At 69.8% G+C, this 14544-nt stretch carries 10 protein-coding genes; 9 read left to right on the forward strand and 1 reads right to left on the reverse strand.

The features are described 5' to 3' along the window. Positions 1-97: 97 nt before the first annotated feature. The 3 genes from SLINC_RS22585 to SLINC_RS22595 all read left to right on the forward strand — a co-directional run bounded on the left by SLINC_RS22585 (position 98) and on the right by SLINC_RS22595 (position 3298). Positions 98-781 carry a PadR family transcriptional regulator gene (locus tag SLINC_RS22585; protein ID WP_067436102.1) on the forward strand — a complete coding sequence of 228 codons (684 nt, stop codon included), beginning with the start codon at positions 98-100 and terminating at the stop codon, positions 779-781. A gap of 44 nt (positions 782-825) precedes the next feature. Then, complete coding sequence (locus SLINC_RS22590) at positions 826-1908, forward strand: inositol-3-phosphate synthase (RefSeq protein ID WP_067436104.1); 1083 nt, start codon at positions 826-828, stop codon at positions 1906-1908. A 103-nt stretch (positions 1909-2011) separates the two neighbouring features. Beyond that, complete coding sequence (locus SLINC_RS22595) at positions 2012-3298, forward strand: MFS transporter (RefSeq protein WP_067436107.1); 1287 nt, start codon at positions 2012-2014, stop codon at positions 3296-3298. A 67-nt stretch (positions 3299-3365) separates the two neighbouring features. Here the strand turns inward: SLINC_RS22595 and SLINC_RS22600 are convergent, their stop codons facing one another. After that, complete coding sequence (locus tag SLINC_RS22600) at positions 3366-4832, reverse strand: CCA tRNA nucleotidyltransferase (protein WP_067436111.1); 1467 nt, start codon at positions 4830-4832, stop codon at positions 3366-3368. Between the two features lie 279 nt (positions 4833-5111). Between SLINC_RS22600 and SLINC_RS22605 the strand changes: the two genes are divergently transcribed. The 6 genes from SLINC_RS22605 to trxB all read left to right on the forward strand — a co-directional run bounded on the left by SLINC_RS22605 (position 5112) and on the right by trxB (position 14532). Next, positions 5112-7478, forward strand: coding sequence for a DUF6049 family protein (locus SLINC_RS22605; protein ID WP_067436113.1), 2367 nt, complete (start codon positions 5112-5114; stop codon positions 7476-7478). Positions 7479-7525: 47 nt separating this feature from the next. Next, positions 7526-9820, forward strand: coding sequence for a murein biosynthesis integral membrane protein MurJ (gene murJ, locus SLINC_RS22610; RefSeq protein WP_067436116.1), 2295 nt, complete (start codon positions 7526-7528; stop codon positions 9818-9820). Positions 9821-9939: 119 nt separating this feature from the next. Beyond that, positions 9940-11658: a protein kinase family protein gene (locus SLINC_RS22615; protein WP_067436119.1), complete on the forward strand. Its 1719-nt coding sequence runs from the start codon at positions 9940-9942 to the stop codon at positions 11656-11658. Between the two features lie 31 nt (positions 11659-11689). After that, on the forward strand, positions 11690-12415 hold the full coding sequence (sigM, locus tag SLINC_RS22620) for an RNA polymerase sigma factor SigM (RefSeq protein WP_067436122.1): 726 nt from the start codon (positions 11690-11692) through the stop codon (positions 12413-12415). Further along, positions 12412-13323, forward strand: coding sequence for an anti-sigma factor family protein (locus SLINC_RS22625; RefSeq protein ID WP_067436126.1), 912 nt, complete (start codon positions 12412-12414; stop codon positions 13321-13323). Before sigM ends, SLINC_RS22625 begins: the two co-directional genes overlap by 4 nt. A 240-nt stretch (positions 13324-13563) precedes the next feature. Then, positions 13564-14532: a thioredoxin-disulfide reductase gene (trxB, locus tag SLINC_RS22630; protein ID WP_067436129.1), complete on the forward strand. Its 969-nt coding sequence runs from the start codon at positions 13564-13566 to the stop codon at positions 14530-14532. The last annotated feature ends 12 nt before the right edge of the window (positions 14533-14544 follow it).

The raw sequence follows: 14544 nt of genomic DNA on the forward strand, positions 1-14544 counted from the left end.
TCACCGATCTCCCACTTGCCGCATTCAGAAGGCCGTTCTATCGTCCTGATGTATCGAGTCGATACATCGGAGCGACATAAGGCGAGGAGGCGAGCGTATGAGCCGGCGTTCCGGGATCCTTGAGTTCGCCGTCCTCGGCCTGCTCCGCGAGTCCCCGATGCACGGCTATGAGCTGCGCAAACGACTCAACACCTCGCTGGGCGTGTTCCGGGCCTTCAGCTACGGGACCCTGTACCCCTGCCTCAAGACGCTGGTCGCCAACGGCTGGTTGATCGAGGAGCCGGGGAACACCTCCGAGGACGCCCTCGCCGCACCACTCGCAGGGCGTCGCGCCAAGATCGTCTATCGGTTGACGGCGGAAGGTAAGGAGCACTTCGAGGAGCTCCTCTCACAGACCGGGCCCGACGCGTACGAGGACGAGCACTTCGCCGCTCGGTTCGCCTTCTTCGGGCAGACCTCGCGCGATGTGCGCATGCGCGTCCTCGAGGGTCGGCGCAGCCGGCTGGAAGAGCGCCTGGAGAAGATGCGCGTCTCTCTGGCGCGCACCCGCGAGCGCCTCGACGACTACACGCTTGAGCTCCAGCGCCACGGGATGGAGTCCGTGGAGCGCGAAGTGCGCTGGCTGAACGAGCTCATCGAGAGCGAGCGGGCCGGACGGGACCTGAAGGGTTCCGCCTCCGGGGGGTCCGCTCAGCAGGACACCACATCTGGAGCGCCGGGCGATCTGCCCCGTCCCGGGGACACCCCCGGGACGGATTCGCCCGACGACACCGCCACGTGAGAGCCCCGTCAGGGCCTCACTCGTACACACAGGGAGCAACCGGAATGGGTTCGGTTCGCGTAGCCATCGTCGGCGTGGGCAACTGTGCCGCGTCGCTGGTTCAGGGAGTCGAGTACTACAAGGACGCCGATCCGGCGTCCAGGGTCCCCGGCCTGATGCACGTCCAGTTCGGCGAGTACCACGTCCGTGACGTCGAGTTCGTCGCCGCGTTCGACGTCGACGCCAAGAAGGTCGGTCTGGACCTCGCGGACGCCATCGGCGCCTCCGAGAACAACACCATCAAGATCTGCGACGTGCCGAACACCGGCGTCACGGTCCAGCGCGGCCACACGCTCGACGGTCTGGGCAAGTACTACCGCGAGACCATCGAGGAGTCCGCCGAGGCCCCGGTCGACGTCGTCCAGATCCTCAAGGACAAGCAGGTCGACGTCCTGGTCTGCTACCTGCCGGTGGGTTCCGAGTCCGCGGCGAAGTTCTACGCCCAGTGCGCCATCGACGCGCGGGTCGCCTTCGTCAACGCCCTTCCGGTCTTCATCGCCGGCACCAAGGAGTGGGCGGACAAGTTCACCGAGGCGGGCGTCCCGATCGTCGGTGACGACATCAAGTCGCAGGTCGGCGCGACCATCACGCACCGCGTCATGGCGAAGCTGTTCGAGGACCGGGGCGTCGTCCTGGACCGCACGATGCAGCTGAACGTCGGCGGCAACATGGACTTCAAGAACATGCTCGAGCGGGACCGCCTCGAGTCCAAGAAGATCTCCAAGACGCAGGCCGTCACCTCCCAGATCCGCGACCGTGACATGGGCGCGGACAACGTCCACATCGGCCCGTCCGACTACGTGGCCTGGCTGGACGACCGCAAGTGGGCCTACGTCCGTCTGGAGGGCCGTGCCTTCGGTGACGTCCCGCTGAACCTGGAGTACAAGCTCGAGGTCTGGGACTCCCCGAACTCCGCCGGCGTCATCATCGACGCCCTGCGCGCCGCGAAGATCGCCAAGGACCGCGGCATCGGCGGCCCGATCCTGTCGGCGTCGAGTTACTTCATGAAGTCCCCGCCGGTGCAGTACTTCGACGACGAGGCCCGCGAGAACGTCGAGAAGTTCATCAACGGCGACGTCGAGCGCTGACCAGCACAGAGCACCACGCACTGAAAAACGCTCCTGCCAGGGCTATTGAGGGTCTCCGGGTGGTAACGCCCGGGGGCCCTCCCCGTATGTGAGGCTGTGCTCCATGTCCGTCGTGTGTGACCTGCGCGTCCTGCTCCGCCTGGGGAACTTCCGACGTCTGCTCGCCGTGCGGCTGCTCTCCCAGGGCGCCGACGGGGTCTACCAGATCGCGCTCGCCGCCTACGTCGTCTTCTCACCGGAGAAGCAGACCTCGGCCACCGCGATCGCCTCCGCGATGGCCGTCCTGCTGCTCCCGTACTCCCTGGTGGGCCCCTTCGCCGGCGTCCTGCTGGACCGCTGGCGCCGCCGCCAGATCTTCCTCTACGGCAATCTGGTGCGCGCCGTGATGGCCACGGCCACCGCCGTGCTGATGGTCAGCAACGTCCCCGACTGGCTCTTCTACGCCTCCGCGCTGTGTGTCACCGCCGTCAACCGCTTCGTCCTCTCCGGTCTGTCCGCCGCGCTGCCCCGCGTCGTCGACGCCGAACGCCTGGTGATCGCCAACTCCCTCTCCCCGACCGCGGGCACCCTCGCGGCGACGGCCGGCGGCGGCCTCGCCTTCCTCCTGCGGCTGGCGGTCGCCGACTCCGACGCGGCCGTGGTGCTGCTGGGAGCCGGCCTGTATCTCTGCGGTGCGCTCGCCTCTCTGCGCATGGCAGCGGATCTCCTGGGGCCCGACCCCGCGGCGGTGCAGCCCCGCCTCGGAGCGGCACTCGCCGGTACCGCCCGTGATCTGGTGGCGGGGGTACGGCATCTGGCGGCACCCGAGCGCCGGGAAGCCGCCTGGGCGCTCGGCGCGATGTCGCTGATGCGGTTCTGTTACGGTGCCCTGCTGGTGATGCTGCTGATGCTCTGCCGGTACGCCCTGACCTCCGACGCCGAGGACGGGCTCGCCCTGCTGGGGCTGGCGCTGGGCATCTCCGGTGCCGGCTTCTTCGCGGCGGCCGTCGTGACGCCCTGGGCGGCGGGGCGGCTCGGCCCCGGCCGCTGGATCGTCGTGTGCGCCGCGACCGCCGCAGTCCTGGAGCCCGCGCTCGGCCTCCCCTTCGCCACCGCACCCATGCTCGCGGCAGCGTTCGTGCTGGGCCTGACCACCCAGGGCGCGAAGATCGCCACGGACACGATCGTGCAGTCCTCGGTCGAGGACGGCTTCCGCGGGCGGATCTTCTCCGTCTACGACGTGCTCTTCAATGTCGCCTTCGTGGGCGCCGCCGCCGTCGCCGCTCTGATGCTTCCGCCGGACGGCCGCTCGGTGCCGCTGGTGATCACGGTCGCGCTGATCTACGGGGCGGTCGGGGCGATGTTTCACGTGAAACATCGCCCCACGGCAGATCCGAAGGCGCCGCGATAAGGCGTCGGGGTCATGTTTCACGTGAAACATGACCCCGTTTCCCGGACACAGCTCCGCTCGGACGGTCTCAGACCTGTTCGGCCCACCACTCCTTGAGTGCGGCCACCGCCTCGTCGTGCTCCATGGGGCCGTTCTCCAGCCGCAGTTCCAGCATGTGCTTGTAGGCACGACCGATCGCCGGGCCGGGGCCGACGCCGAGGATCTCCATGATCTGGTTGCCGTCGAGGTCCGGACGGATCGAGTCCAGCTCCTCCTGCTCCTGGAGCTGAGAGATCCGCTCCTCCAGACCGTCGTAGGCACGGGAGAGCGCGGCGGCCTTGCGCTTGTTCCGGGTCGTGCAGTCCGAGCGGGTCAGCTTGTGGAGGCGGTCGAGCAGCGGACCGGCGTCACGGACGTAGCGGCGGACGGCGGAGTCCGTCCACTCTCCGGTGCCGTATCCGTGGAAGCGCAGATGGAGCTCGACCAGGTGCGAGACGTCCTTCACCAGCTCGTTGGAGTACTTCAGCGCGGTCATGCGCTTCTTGGTCATCTTCGCCCCGACCACCTCGTGGTGGTGGAACGAGACCCTGCCGTCCTTCTCGAAGCGACGTGTGCGCGGCTTGCCGATGTCGTGCAGCAGCGCGGCCAGGCGCAGGGTCAGGTCGGGCCCGTTCTCCTCCAGCGCGATCGCCTGCTCCAGGACGATCAGCGAGTGCTCGTAGACGTCCTTGTGGCGGTGGTGCTCGTCGCTCTCCAGGCGCAGCGCCGGCAGCTCGGGCAGCACGTGGTCGGCGAGTCCGGTGTCGACCAGGAGTGTCAGGCCCTTGCGCGGGTTGGCGGACTGGATCAGCTTGTTCAGCTCGTCCCGCACCCGCTCCGCCGAGACGATCTCGATCCGCCCGGACATATCCTTCATGGCCGTGACGACCTCGGAGGCGACCTCGAAGTCGAGCTGTGCGGCGAAACGCGCGGCCCGCATCATCCGCAGCGGATCGTCGGAGAACGAGTCCTCCGGAGTGCCAGGAGTGCGCAGCACCCGTGCCGCGAGGTCGTCGAGCCCGCCGTGCGGGTCGATGAACTCCTTCTCCGGCAGCGCGACGGCCATCGCGTTGACAGTGAAGTCACGCCGGACGAGGTCCTCCTCGATCGAGTCGCCGTACGAGACCTCGGGCTTGCGCGAGGTCCGGTCGTACGCCTCGGACCGGTAGGTGGTGACCTCGATCTGGAAGCTTCGATCGACGTCTCCGACGCGGGCGTCCTTCTGGACTCCGACGGTGCCGAAAGCGATCCCCACGTCCCACACGGAGTCCGCCCATGGTCGGACGATCTTCAGTACGTCCTCGGGGCGGGCGTCGGTCGTGAAGTCCAGGTCGTTGCCGAGCCGGCCGAGCAGCGCGTCCCGGACCGAACCGCCGACCAGGGCGAGCGTGAACCCGGCCTGCTGAAAACGGCGGGCGAGGTCGTCGGCGACAGGGGCCACTCGCAGCAGTTCGGTCACCGCGCGGTGCTGCACCTGACTCAGGGCACTGGACTTGTCTTCGTTGGCGTTCGGCACAACAGAAAAGGGTACGTGGCCCGGGCCACCGCAGGCGCCTGCATTACCCGGGCGCAGGTCCCCCACGCGTCCACGCACAAGGTCTGCCCGTGAAGATCACGGAAGCCGCACGGAAGCGGCACCGGCGAGGCCCCCTTTATACGTGCACATTCGGGACAGCACGACAGTCTCCCCCGATCTTGTGGAGCAGTCCGCGGCACTTACCCTCAGCGCGCATCGTTACCATGCGTGGACGCACATTCCGACGACCACTGACGACGACGAGGGACGGGCGAGCGCGTGGCCGAGGCGGCAGACTTCCAGGGGACCAGTGCCTCACCTGCCCGCCGGTGGCTCCGGCGTACCGGAGCCCTGCTCGCCGGGGCGCCCCTGCTGGCCGGACTGTGCCAGCTGTCCACCGCCACACCCGCCGAGGCCGCCGACTCGGGCACGGTGTCCGTGGCGCTGGACACCCTCACCCCCAGCGCCCCCACGGAGGGCGACACCATCACCGTGTCCGGCACGGTGACCAACAACGGCAAGCAGTCCGTCACGAAAGCCCACGTCGGACTGAGCGTGGGATCCGAGATCGCCACCCGGTCCTCGATCGACACCGCCGCCAAGGACAGCACCGACGTCCAGGGCCCCACCGGGCCGGAGGTCGGCGGCAAGTACGTCGCGAAGTTCGCCAAGCTGACCCCAGGTGTCGCCGAACCCTTCTCCATCTCCGTCCCGGCCGACGAGCTCGACCTCGGCGGCAGCGGGGTCTACCCGCTCGCCGTCGCGCTCTCCGGCGAGACCTCCGCGCAGCCCTGGGAACAGCTTCTCGGCGTACAGCGGACGTTCCTGCCGTGGCAGTCCGACGAGGCCGACACCAGGACGAGGACGACGTATCTGTGGCCGCTCGTCTCGTCCGTCCACATGACGGCGGAGACCGGGTCCAACGAGCAGCAGACTCCGGTGTTCCTCAACGACGACCTCACCAAGGAGATCGCCCCCGGCGGCCGGCTGGACCAGATGGTGTCGCTGGGCAAGGACCTCGATATCACCTGGGTGATCGATCCGGACCTGCTCGCCTCGGTCGACGCGATGACGCGCGCCTACCGGGTGAAGACGGGTGACACCACCAGGGCGGGCACCGTCGAGGAGCAGAACCTCGCCAAGGCCTGGCTCGCCGAGTTGCAGAAGGCGGTGGCGGACAAGGAGGTCGCCGCCCTGCCCTTCGGCGACCCGGACCTCGCGTCCCTGGCACACAACGGCACCAGCGTCACCGGCTCCCTCAGCCACCTCGACGAGGCCACCGACGTCGCCACCACCACGGTCAGGACCGTGCTCCACGTGACGCCGAACACCGACTTCGCCTGGCCGGTGGACGGCGCCGTGGACCCCTCGATCGTGAAGGTCGCCACCTCCGCCGGCGCCGACAAGGTGCTCGCGCGCAGCGACAGCCTGCAAGAGACGAGCGGCCTGTCCTACACGCCCTCGGCGGCCCGGCCCATCGGCGGCGGCACCACGGCGGTCGTCGCGGACGCGCGGCTGTCGACGGCGTTCCAGGGCGACCTGACGAGGGCCTCCGCGTCCACGCTGGCCGTGCAGCGGTTCCTCGCCCAGAGCCTCACCCTCGGCCTCCAGACGGACAAGCAGCGCAGCATCGTCGTCGCACCGCAGCGCGTGCCCTCGGCGAGCCAGGCCCGGGCGATGGCCGAGGCACTGACGGCACTCCAGGGCGGCAACTGGTCCCAGCCCCAGGAGCTGACCGCGGCCGCCGCCGCCAAGCCGGACCCGGCGGCGACCACGACGGTCCCCCCGGCGTCGAAGTACCCCTCCTCGCTCCGCCGGCAGGAGTTGCCGCGGACGGCCTTCGAGGAGATCGCGCGGACGCAGGACGAGCTCGACAACTTCAAGGTGGTCCTCAGCGACGAGTCCCGCGTGGTGACCCCCTTCGGGCGGGCCATGAACCGTGAGATGTCCACGTCCTGGCGCGGTCACACCGCCGAGGGAGCCGGCTTCCGCAGTGACGTGGAGGCGTACCTCGACTCGCTGGCCGACCAGGTCAAGCTGATCGACAAGTCCGAGACCAAGCTCTCCGGACGCAGTGCCACGATCCCGGTGACCGTGCAGAACAACCTGGTGCAGGGCGTGGACCACCTGGTGCTGCGGCTCACCTCGCTGAGCCCCAACCGTCTGGAGATCGGCGGCCGGGCCTACAGCGAGCAGAAGGTCGAGGTCTCCGGCGGTCACAGCCAGACGGTGAAGTTCACCACCACGGCCAACGCCAACGGCCGGGCGTCGGTGATCGCGCAGCTGTACACCGAGGACGGCCAGCCGTACGGCGACGCCGTGCAGTTCGACGTGAGGGTCACCGAGTTCACGGCCACCGTGATGCTGGTCATCGGCGGCGGCGTCCTGCTGCTGGTGCTCGCCGGCTTCCGGATGTACACCCAGCGCAAGCGCGCGGCCGCCCGCGAGGCCGAGGAGCCCGGCCCCGACGAGGCGGGCGAGGCCGCGGACGCCCCGGAGAACCCCGACAGCCCCGCAGACCGTCTCAAGGAGGAGTCCGGCACTCGGCCGGGGGCAGACGCCCCGCAGCAGCCGAGTGACCCGGGGCCGGACACCGCAGCGGAAAGCGCCGACCCGTCCGGCACGGGTGAGAGAGTGGACCGTTGAGGATGTCGTGGCCGCCGATGGGCCCGGGACGATGAGGTGGGGTAACCATGAACGCGCCGTACGACGGTGACCGCGGCCAGGCCGCGGGCAGCTCGGGTCACCCCGAGGGCCCGCCGCCCGAGCACGGCCAGGTGCCGTCGCAGCCCCCCGCCGACATGTACCTCCAGGACGCCTACGAGCAGGACCCCTACCGGGCCCAGGACCTCTCCGCCCAGGACCCGGTGGCCGAGGCCCTCTACGACCGCGCCGCACACCCTCCTCCGCCGCCCGGCGCCCACCAGCCGCAGCAGCCTCTGTACGCACAGCCGCCCCAGTCCCCGTACGCCCCGGACCCGCGCGTGTGGGCCCAGACCCCGGCACCGGAGCCTGAGGGCCCGACCCAGTACCTGCCGTACGGCGACGACCCCCGCACCACCCAGTACGTGGGCGTCGACGACCTGGTGACCCGGGCCGGCGCCGGCGAGCAGCGGCACGAGCCGGACGCCTTCGCGCACCTCTTCCGGGACCAGCAGCAGGGCGGGCGTCCGCAGTCGGAGCCCCCGTCGGTGCCGGGCCCCGCCCCGGCACCGGGCGGACAGGCGCCGGCGCCGCAGTACCAGCAGTACCAGGCTCCGGCGGCTCCCGCGCCCGCGGCGGACGAGACCATGAACCTGGGCACCGCGGTGCCTCCGGTGGCGGCTCCCACGGCCTCCGCGGCTCCCGCGAAGAAGGGCGGGAAGGCCGCCGGTCTGCTGAAGTCGAGCGCCGTGATGGCGGCGGGCACGATGGTCTCCCGCCTCACCGGTTTCGTCCGCTCCGCGCTGATCGTCTCGGCGCTGGGCGTCGGCCTCCTCGGTGACACCTTCCAGGTCGCCTACCAGCTGCCGACGATGATCTACATCCTGACCGTCGGCGGTGGTCTCAACTCCGTCTTCGTACCGCAGCTCGTGCGGGCGATGAAGGAGGACGAGGACGGCGGCGAGGCCTACGCCAACCGTCTGCTCACCCTGGTGATGGTCGCGCTCGGCGCGCTCACCGTCCTCGCGGTCCTCGGCGCACCGGTCCTGATCCGCATGCTCTCCGACTCGGTCGCCGGCGATCCTGCGGCCAACGAGGTCGGCATCACCTTCGTCCGCTACTTCCTGCCCTCCATCTTCTTCATGGGCGTCCATGTGGTGATGGGCCAGATCCTCAACGCGCGCGGCAGGTTCGGCGCGATGATGTGGACGCCGGTCCTGAACAACATCGTCATCATCGTGACGCTCGGCATGTTCCTGTGGGTCTACGGCACCGCCGCCGACTCCGGCATGAAGGTCACGACGATCCCGCCGGAGGGCCAGCGGCTCCTCGGCATCGGCATCCTGCTCGGTCTCGTGGTGCAGGCACTGGCGATGATCCCGTACCTGCGGGAGACCGGCTTCCGCCTGCGCCTGCGCTTCGACTGGAAGGGCCACGGGCTCGGCAAGGCCGTCACGCTCGCCAAGTGGACCGTCCTGTTCGTGCTCGCCAACCAGGCCGGCGCCATCGTCGTGTCGCAGCTGTCCACCGCGGCCGGCAAGGACTCGCCCGTCGACGGCACCGGCTTCTCCGCCTACGCCAACGCCCAGTTGATCTGGGGTCTGCCGCAGGCCATCATCACCGTGTCCCTGATGGCCGCCCTGCTGCCGCGCATCTCGCGCTCGGCGGCCGAGGACGACGCCGGCGCGGTGCGGGACGACATCTCCCAGGGCCTGCGCACCACGGCCGTCGCCATCGTGCCCATCGCCTTCGGATTCCTCGCCCTCGGCATCCCGATGTGCACCCTGATCTTCGGCTCTTCGGGCATCAGCGAGGCCACGAACATGGGGTTCATGCTGATGGCCTTCGGCCTCGGCCTGATCCCGTACTCCGTGCAGTACGTCGTCCTGCGCGCCTTCTACGCCTACGAGGACACCCGCACCCCCTTCTACAACACGGTGATCGTGGCCGCGGTCAACGCGAGCGCCTCGGCGCTCTGCTTCTTCGTACTGCCGGCCCGCTGGGCCGTGGCGGGCATGGCGGCCTCGTACGGCCTCGCCTACGCGATCGGCGTGGGCGTCGCCTGGAACCGGCTGCGCAAGCGGCTGGGCGGCGACCTGGACGGCAACCGGGTCCTGCGGACGTACGCCAGGCTGTGCATCGCCTCGGTGCCCGCGGCGCTGCTCAGTGGGGCGGCCTGCTACGGCATCGGCCACTCGCTCGGCCAGGGCGTCCTCGGATCCTTCGCCGCGATCATCGCAGGCGGTGCGGTCCTGCTCGGGATCTTCTTCGTCGCCGCCCGCCGCATGCGCATCGAGGAGCTGAACTCCCTGGTGGGCATGGTGCGCGGGCGCCTGGGACGCTGAGGTGGGGGTAGGCGCACAACCATCGTCCGCCACCGTGTGTCGTGCATAGCGGCGGACTGTGGGCACAATTGGTTTCGGCGCCGTACGGCGCGCAATGGATGGGGAGGCAGGGAACGACGGTGGCGGAACGGAGCACGGCTGCCGTCGACGTGGCAGACAACAGCGGTGACGAGCCGCTGACCGCCGAGGCGGACCAGTCCACGGCCGACGGGGTGGCCCAGAACCGGGAGCGGGACACGGAAGACGTCGAGGCACAGGGGAGTGGTGGGACCGAGAGTCCTGGGAAAGCCTCGCCGCCGGAGCTGCACAGCGGCCACAAACTCGCCAGACGCTACCGTCTCGAGGAGTGCGTCACCCGTCTGGACGGATTCAGCAGCTGGCGGGCCGTCGACGAGAAACTCCGTCGCGCCGTCGGCGTCCACATCCTTCCCGCCGATCATGCCCGGGCCCGTTCCGTGCTGGCCGCGGCCCGCTCCGCGGCCCTGCTCGGCGATCCCCGCTTCGTCCAGGTCCTGGACGCCGTCGAGGAGAACGACCTCGTCTACGTCGTCCACGAGTGGCTGCCCGACGCCACCGAACTGACCGCGCTGCTGGCCCCCGGCCCGCTCGAGGTCTACGACGCCTATCAGATGGTCAGCCAGGTCGCCTCGGCCATGGCCGCCGCCCACCGTGAGGGCCTGGCGCATCTGCGTCTGAACCCGAACGCCGTCCTGCGGACGTCGAGCGGTCAGTGGCGCATCCGCGGCCTCGCCGTCAACTCCGCGCTGCGCGGCATCAGTTCCGACACCCCGCAGCGCACCGACACCGAGTCGATCGGCGCCCTGCTCTACGCGGCGCTGACCCAGCGCTGGCCCTACGAGAGCGACGCCTACGGCCTGTCCGGCCTGCCCAAGGACGTCGGCCTCATCGCTCCCGACCAGGTGCGCGCCGGCGTCCACCGCGGTCTGTCCGAGCTGTCGATGCGCGCCCTCGCCAACGACGGCGCGACCGCCTCCCGTCACGAATCCCCGTGCACCACGCCCGAGGAGCTGGTGAAGGCGATCGGCGAGATGCCCCGCATCCGCCCGCCGGAGCCCTCGTTCACCGCCCCGCCGGACTACCAGCGCACGACCTACCAGCAGGGCACGTACGGCCGCCAGGCGCCTCACCCCGGTCGCACCCAGCCGGTACCGACGCCACCTCCCCCGCTCCAGAGCCGTACCGGCCGCGCGCTGAAGTGGGCGGTCTCCGCCCTGCTGATCGCCGCGCTGGGCCTGGGCAGCTGGCAGTTGGCGGACGCCCTGATGGACCAGGGCGGAAAGTCCGACGAGAACCAGACCCAGACGAACGACGGCGACGACAAGAACAGCGCGGCGCCCAAGCCCACGAAGCCGCTCCCGATCGAGGGCGCCCAGGAGTACGTGGCGGCGGGCGACGCCCAGCACCCCAACGACGTGGGCCTGACGTACGACAACAGCGCGACGACGGGGTGGCGGACCAGCAGTTACAAGGACGGTCCGGACATGGTGATCAAGCCTGGTGTCGGCATCGTCTACGACCTCGGCTCCGCCCAGGACGTGTCGGCCGCTACGCTCTCGCTCCGGTACGTCGGCAACCACACCACGGTCGAGCTGTACGCGACCGACTCCCTGGGGTCGTCCACCCCGCTGAGCTCGATGACCAAGCTGGGCAAGGCGACGACCAACAGCACCTCGGTGAAGGTGGCGGTCGACAAGCCGGTGAAGAGCCGCTACGTGCTCGTCTGGCTGACCGCGCTGCCGTACTCCGGCGAAGACTCCGCCAACTACAGCGAGTCCGGCTACAAGCAGGCCATCACCGACGTGAAGTTCACGGGCTGAGAGCTCACCGCAGACAAGGGGAGGGGGTCCGATGGCAGACGACACCGCTTACGGCGACGTGAGCGACCGGGACCTCCTGGCCCGCCATGTCGACGGCGACCCGGACGCCTTCGGCGAGCTCGTGCGGCGCCATCGTGATCGGCTCTGGGCGGTGGCCCTGCGGACGCTGGGGGACCGCGAGGAGGCCGCTGACGCCGTCCAGGACGCCCTCGTGTCGGCGTACCGGGCCGCCCACACCTTCCGGGGCCAGTCGGCCGTCACGACCTGGCTGCACCGGATCACCGTGAACGCCTGCCTGGACCGCGCCCGCAAGGCGGCCTCTCGCAAGACCTCTCCGGTCGACGACACCGAGCGCCTGGAGCAGTTGCTGGAGCCGCACGAGTCGGCCTCGGCGCCGGCGGAGCGCAACGACCTCCACCGCCAGCTCCTGGAAGCGCTCGGCACGCTTCCCCCCGATCAGCGAGCCGCACTCGTCCTGGTGGACATGCAGGGTTACCCGGTCGCGGAAGCCGCCCGCATGCTCGACGTGCCCACCGGAACGGTGAAGAGCCGCTGCGCCCGGGGGCGGGCCAGACTCCTGCCCCTCCTCACTCATCTGCGGCCGGAAAACACCGGCGACGGCAGAGAAGCGGTTGCGCGACGGAACCGGACGCAGGGGACATCCGTCCCACCCGCAGCGGGACCGCGTCAGGCGGATCCGCCGCATACGGGACCAGACGATTCAGCTGCTGTGAAGGGCGGAGGTGGGCGAGCGTGACATCCACGACAGACATGGCCGGACACCCGGACGTCGCGGAGATCTCCGACCTCACCGAAGGTCTGCTCCCGCCCACCCGGACCGCGGACGTACGGCGGCATCTGGACGAGTGCGAACTCTGCGCGGACGTCCACGCGTCGCTGGAGGAGATCCGGGGACTGCTCGGCACCCTGCCCGGCCCCACCTCCATGCCCGCTGACGTCGCCGGCCGGATCGACGCGGCCCTCGCTGCGGAAGCCCTGCTGGACGCCACGGCGCCCGATTCCGCGGACGAGAAGTCCTCTGTCGGACTGATCCCTGCCGAAGCGACGGCTGTTTCACGTGAAACATCGACTCCGGTGGACCGTCCCTCCGGTCATGCCCGTGCCTCGTCCACCGGCCCCGGCCGCAAGGAGCGCAGGACGGGCAACAGGCGCAGGAGCGTCGTCCTGGGGGCGGTGTTCACGGCGGCCGCCCTCGGCCTCGGATCTGTCCTGCTGTCCTCACTGAACGACGGCAAGCCCGCCGATCCGGAGGCACAGAGCCCGCGGTCCAGTGCCACGGACACCTTCTCCGAGGGCACCCTGGAGAAGGAGGTCTCCGACCTCCTCGCCAAGAACCAGAGCGCCACGGGCGGATCCCGCAATCCGCACACCCTGGGCGCGGAGTCGGTCCCCAGCGACAAGGACCCCCGGATCCTTCAGGGCCCGGACGTCCCCGCGTGTGTCCAGAAGGGCATCGGCCGCGACGACTCGCCACTCGCGACCGAGCCGGGAAAGTACAACGGGACCGAGGTCCTGCTCGTCGTGCTCCGCGACGCCTCGGCCGGCGCTCGGGTTACCGCCTACGTCATGGACAGGGCCTGCGAAGCGGACCCGTCCCTCGCCAAGGCCGACGTCCTGCTGAAGCGGTCCTACAGCCAGCCCTGAGCACGGTCCCGAACCCGGCCTTCGGCACGGTCCCAGACCCACCCTTGAGCTCTGTCCTGCGCTCCGCCCCGAGCGCGCACGCTTCGTCTTTCTTTCGCGTGGTATCCCGTACGGTGTGGCATCCCCGTGTGCCCGGCCACAGCGGGAATGCAGGCCCCTTAGGATCCGTTGGGTGGGGTGAGAGTTCTGAAAGGGGCTCCCCCGGTCCTAAGACGCAGTCCAGAGACGAGGAATCCAGCCGTGAGCGACGTCCGTAACGTGATCATCATCGGCTCCGGGCCCGCCGGCTACACGGCGGCGCTCTACACCGCGCGCGCGTCGCTGAAGCCGCTGGTGTTCGAGGGCGCCGTCACCGCCGGCGGTGCGCTCATGAACACCACCGAGGTGGAGAACTTCCCCGGCTTCCAGGACGGCATCATGGGCCCGGAGCTCATGGACAACATGCGCGCCCAGGCCGAGCGCTTCGGTGCCGAGCTCGTCCCGGACGATGTTGTCGCCGTCGACCTGACCGGCGAGATCAAGACCGTCACCGACACCGCGGGCACGGTCCACCGGGCGAAGGCCGTTATCGTGACCACCGGCTCGCAGCACCGCAAGCTCGGCCTGCCGAACGAGGACGCCCTCTCCGGCCGTGGTGTCTCCTGGTGCGCCACCTGTGACGGGTTCTTCTTCAAGGACCAGGACATCGCCGTGATCGGTGGTGGCGACACCGCGATGGAGGAGGCGACCTTCCTCTCCCGCTTCGCCAAGTCCGTGACGATCGTCCACCGCCGTGACACCCTGCGCGCCTCCAAGGCGATGCAGGAGCGCGCCTTCGCCGACTCGAAGATCAAGTTCGTGTGGGACAGCGAGGTCGCCGAGATCCAGGGTGACCAGAAGCTGGCCTCGCTGAAGCTGCGCAACCTCAAGACCGGCGAGCTCTCGGACCTGCCGGTGACCGGCCTGTTCATCGCCATCGGCCACGACCCGCGCACCGAACTCTTCAAGGGCCAGCTGGAGCTGGACGAGGAGGGCTACCTGAAGGTGGAAGCCTCCTCCACGCGGACCAACCTGACCGGTGTCTTCGGCGCGGGTGACGTCGTCGACCACACCTACCGCCAGGCGATCACCGCGGCCGGCACCGGCTGTTCCGCCGCTCTCGACGCCGAGCGCTTCCTCGCCGCTCTCGCGGACGAGGAGAAGGCCGAGCCCGAGAAGACCGCTGTCTGACCCACCCTCGCC

This window comes from Streptomyces lincolnensis (genome assembly GCF_001685355.1).
GTDB lineage: Bacteria > Actinomycetota > Actinomycetes > Streptomycetales > Streptomycetaceae > Streptomyces > Streptomyces lincolnensis.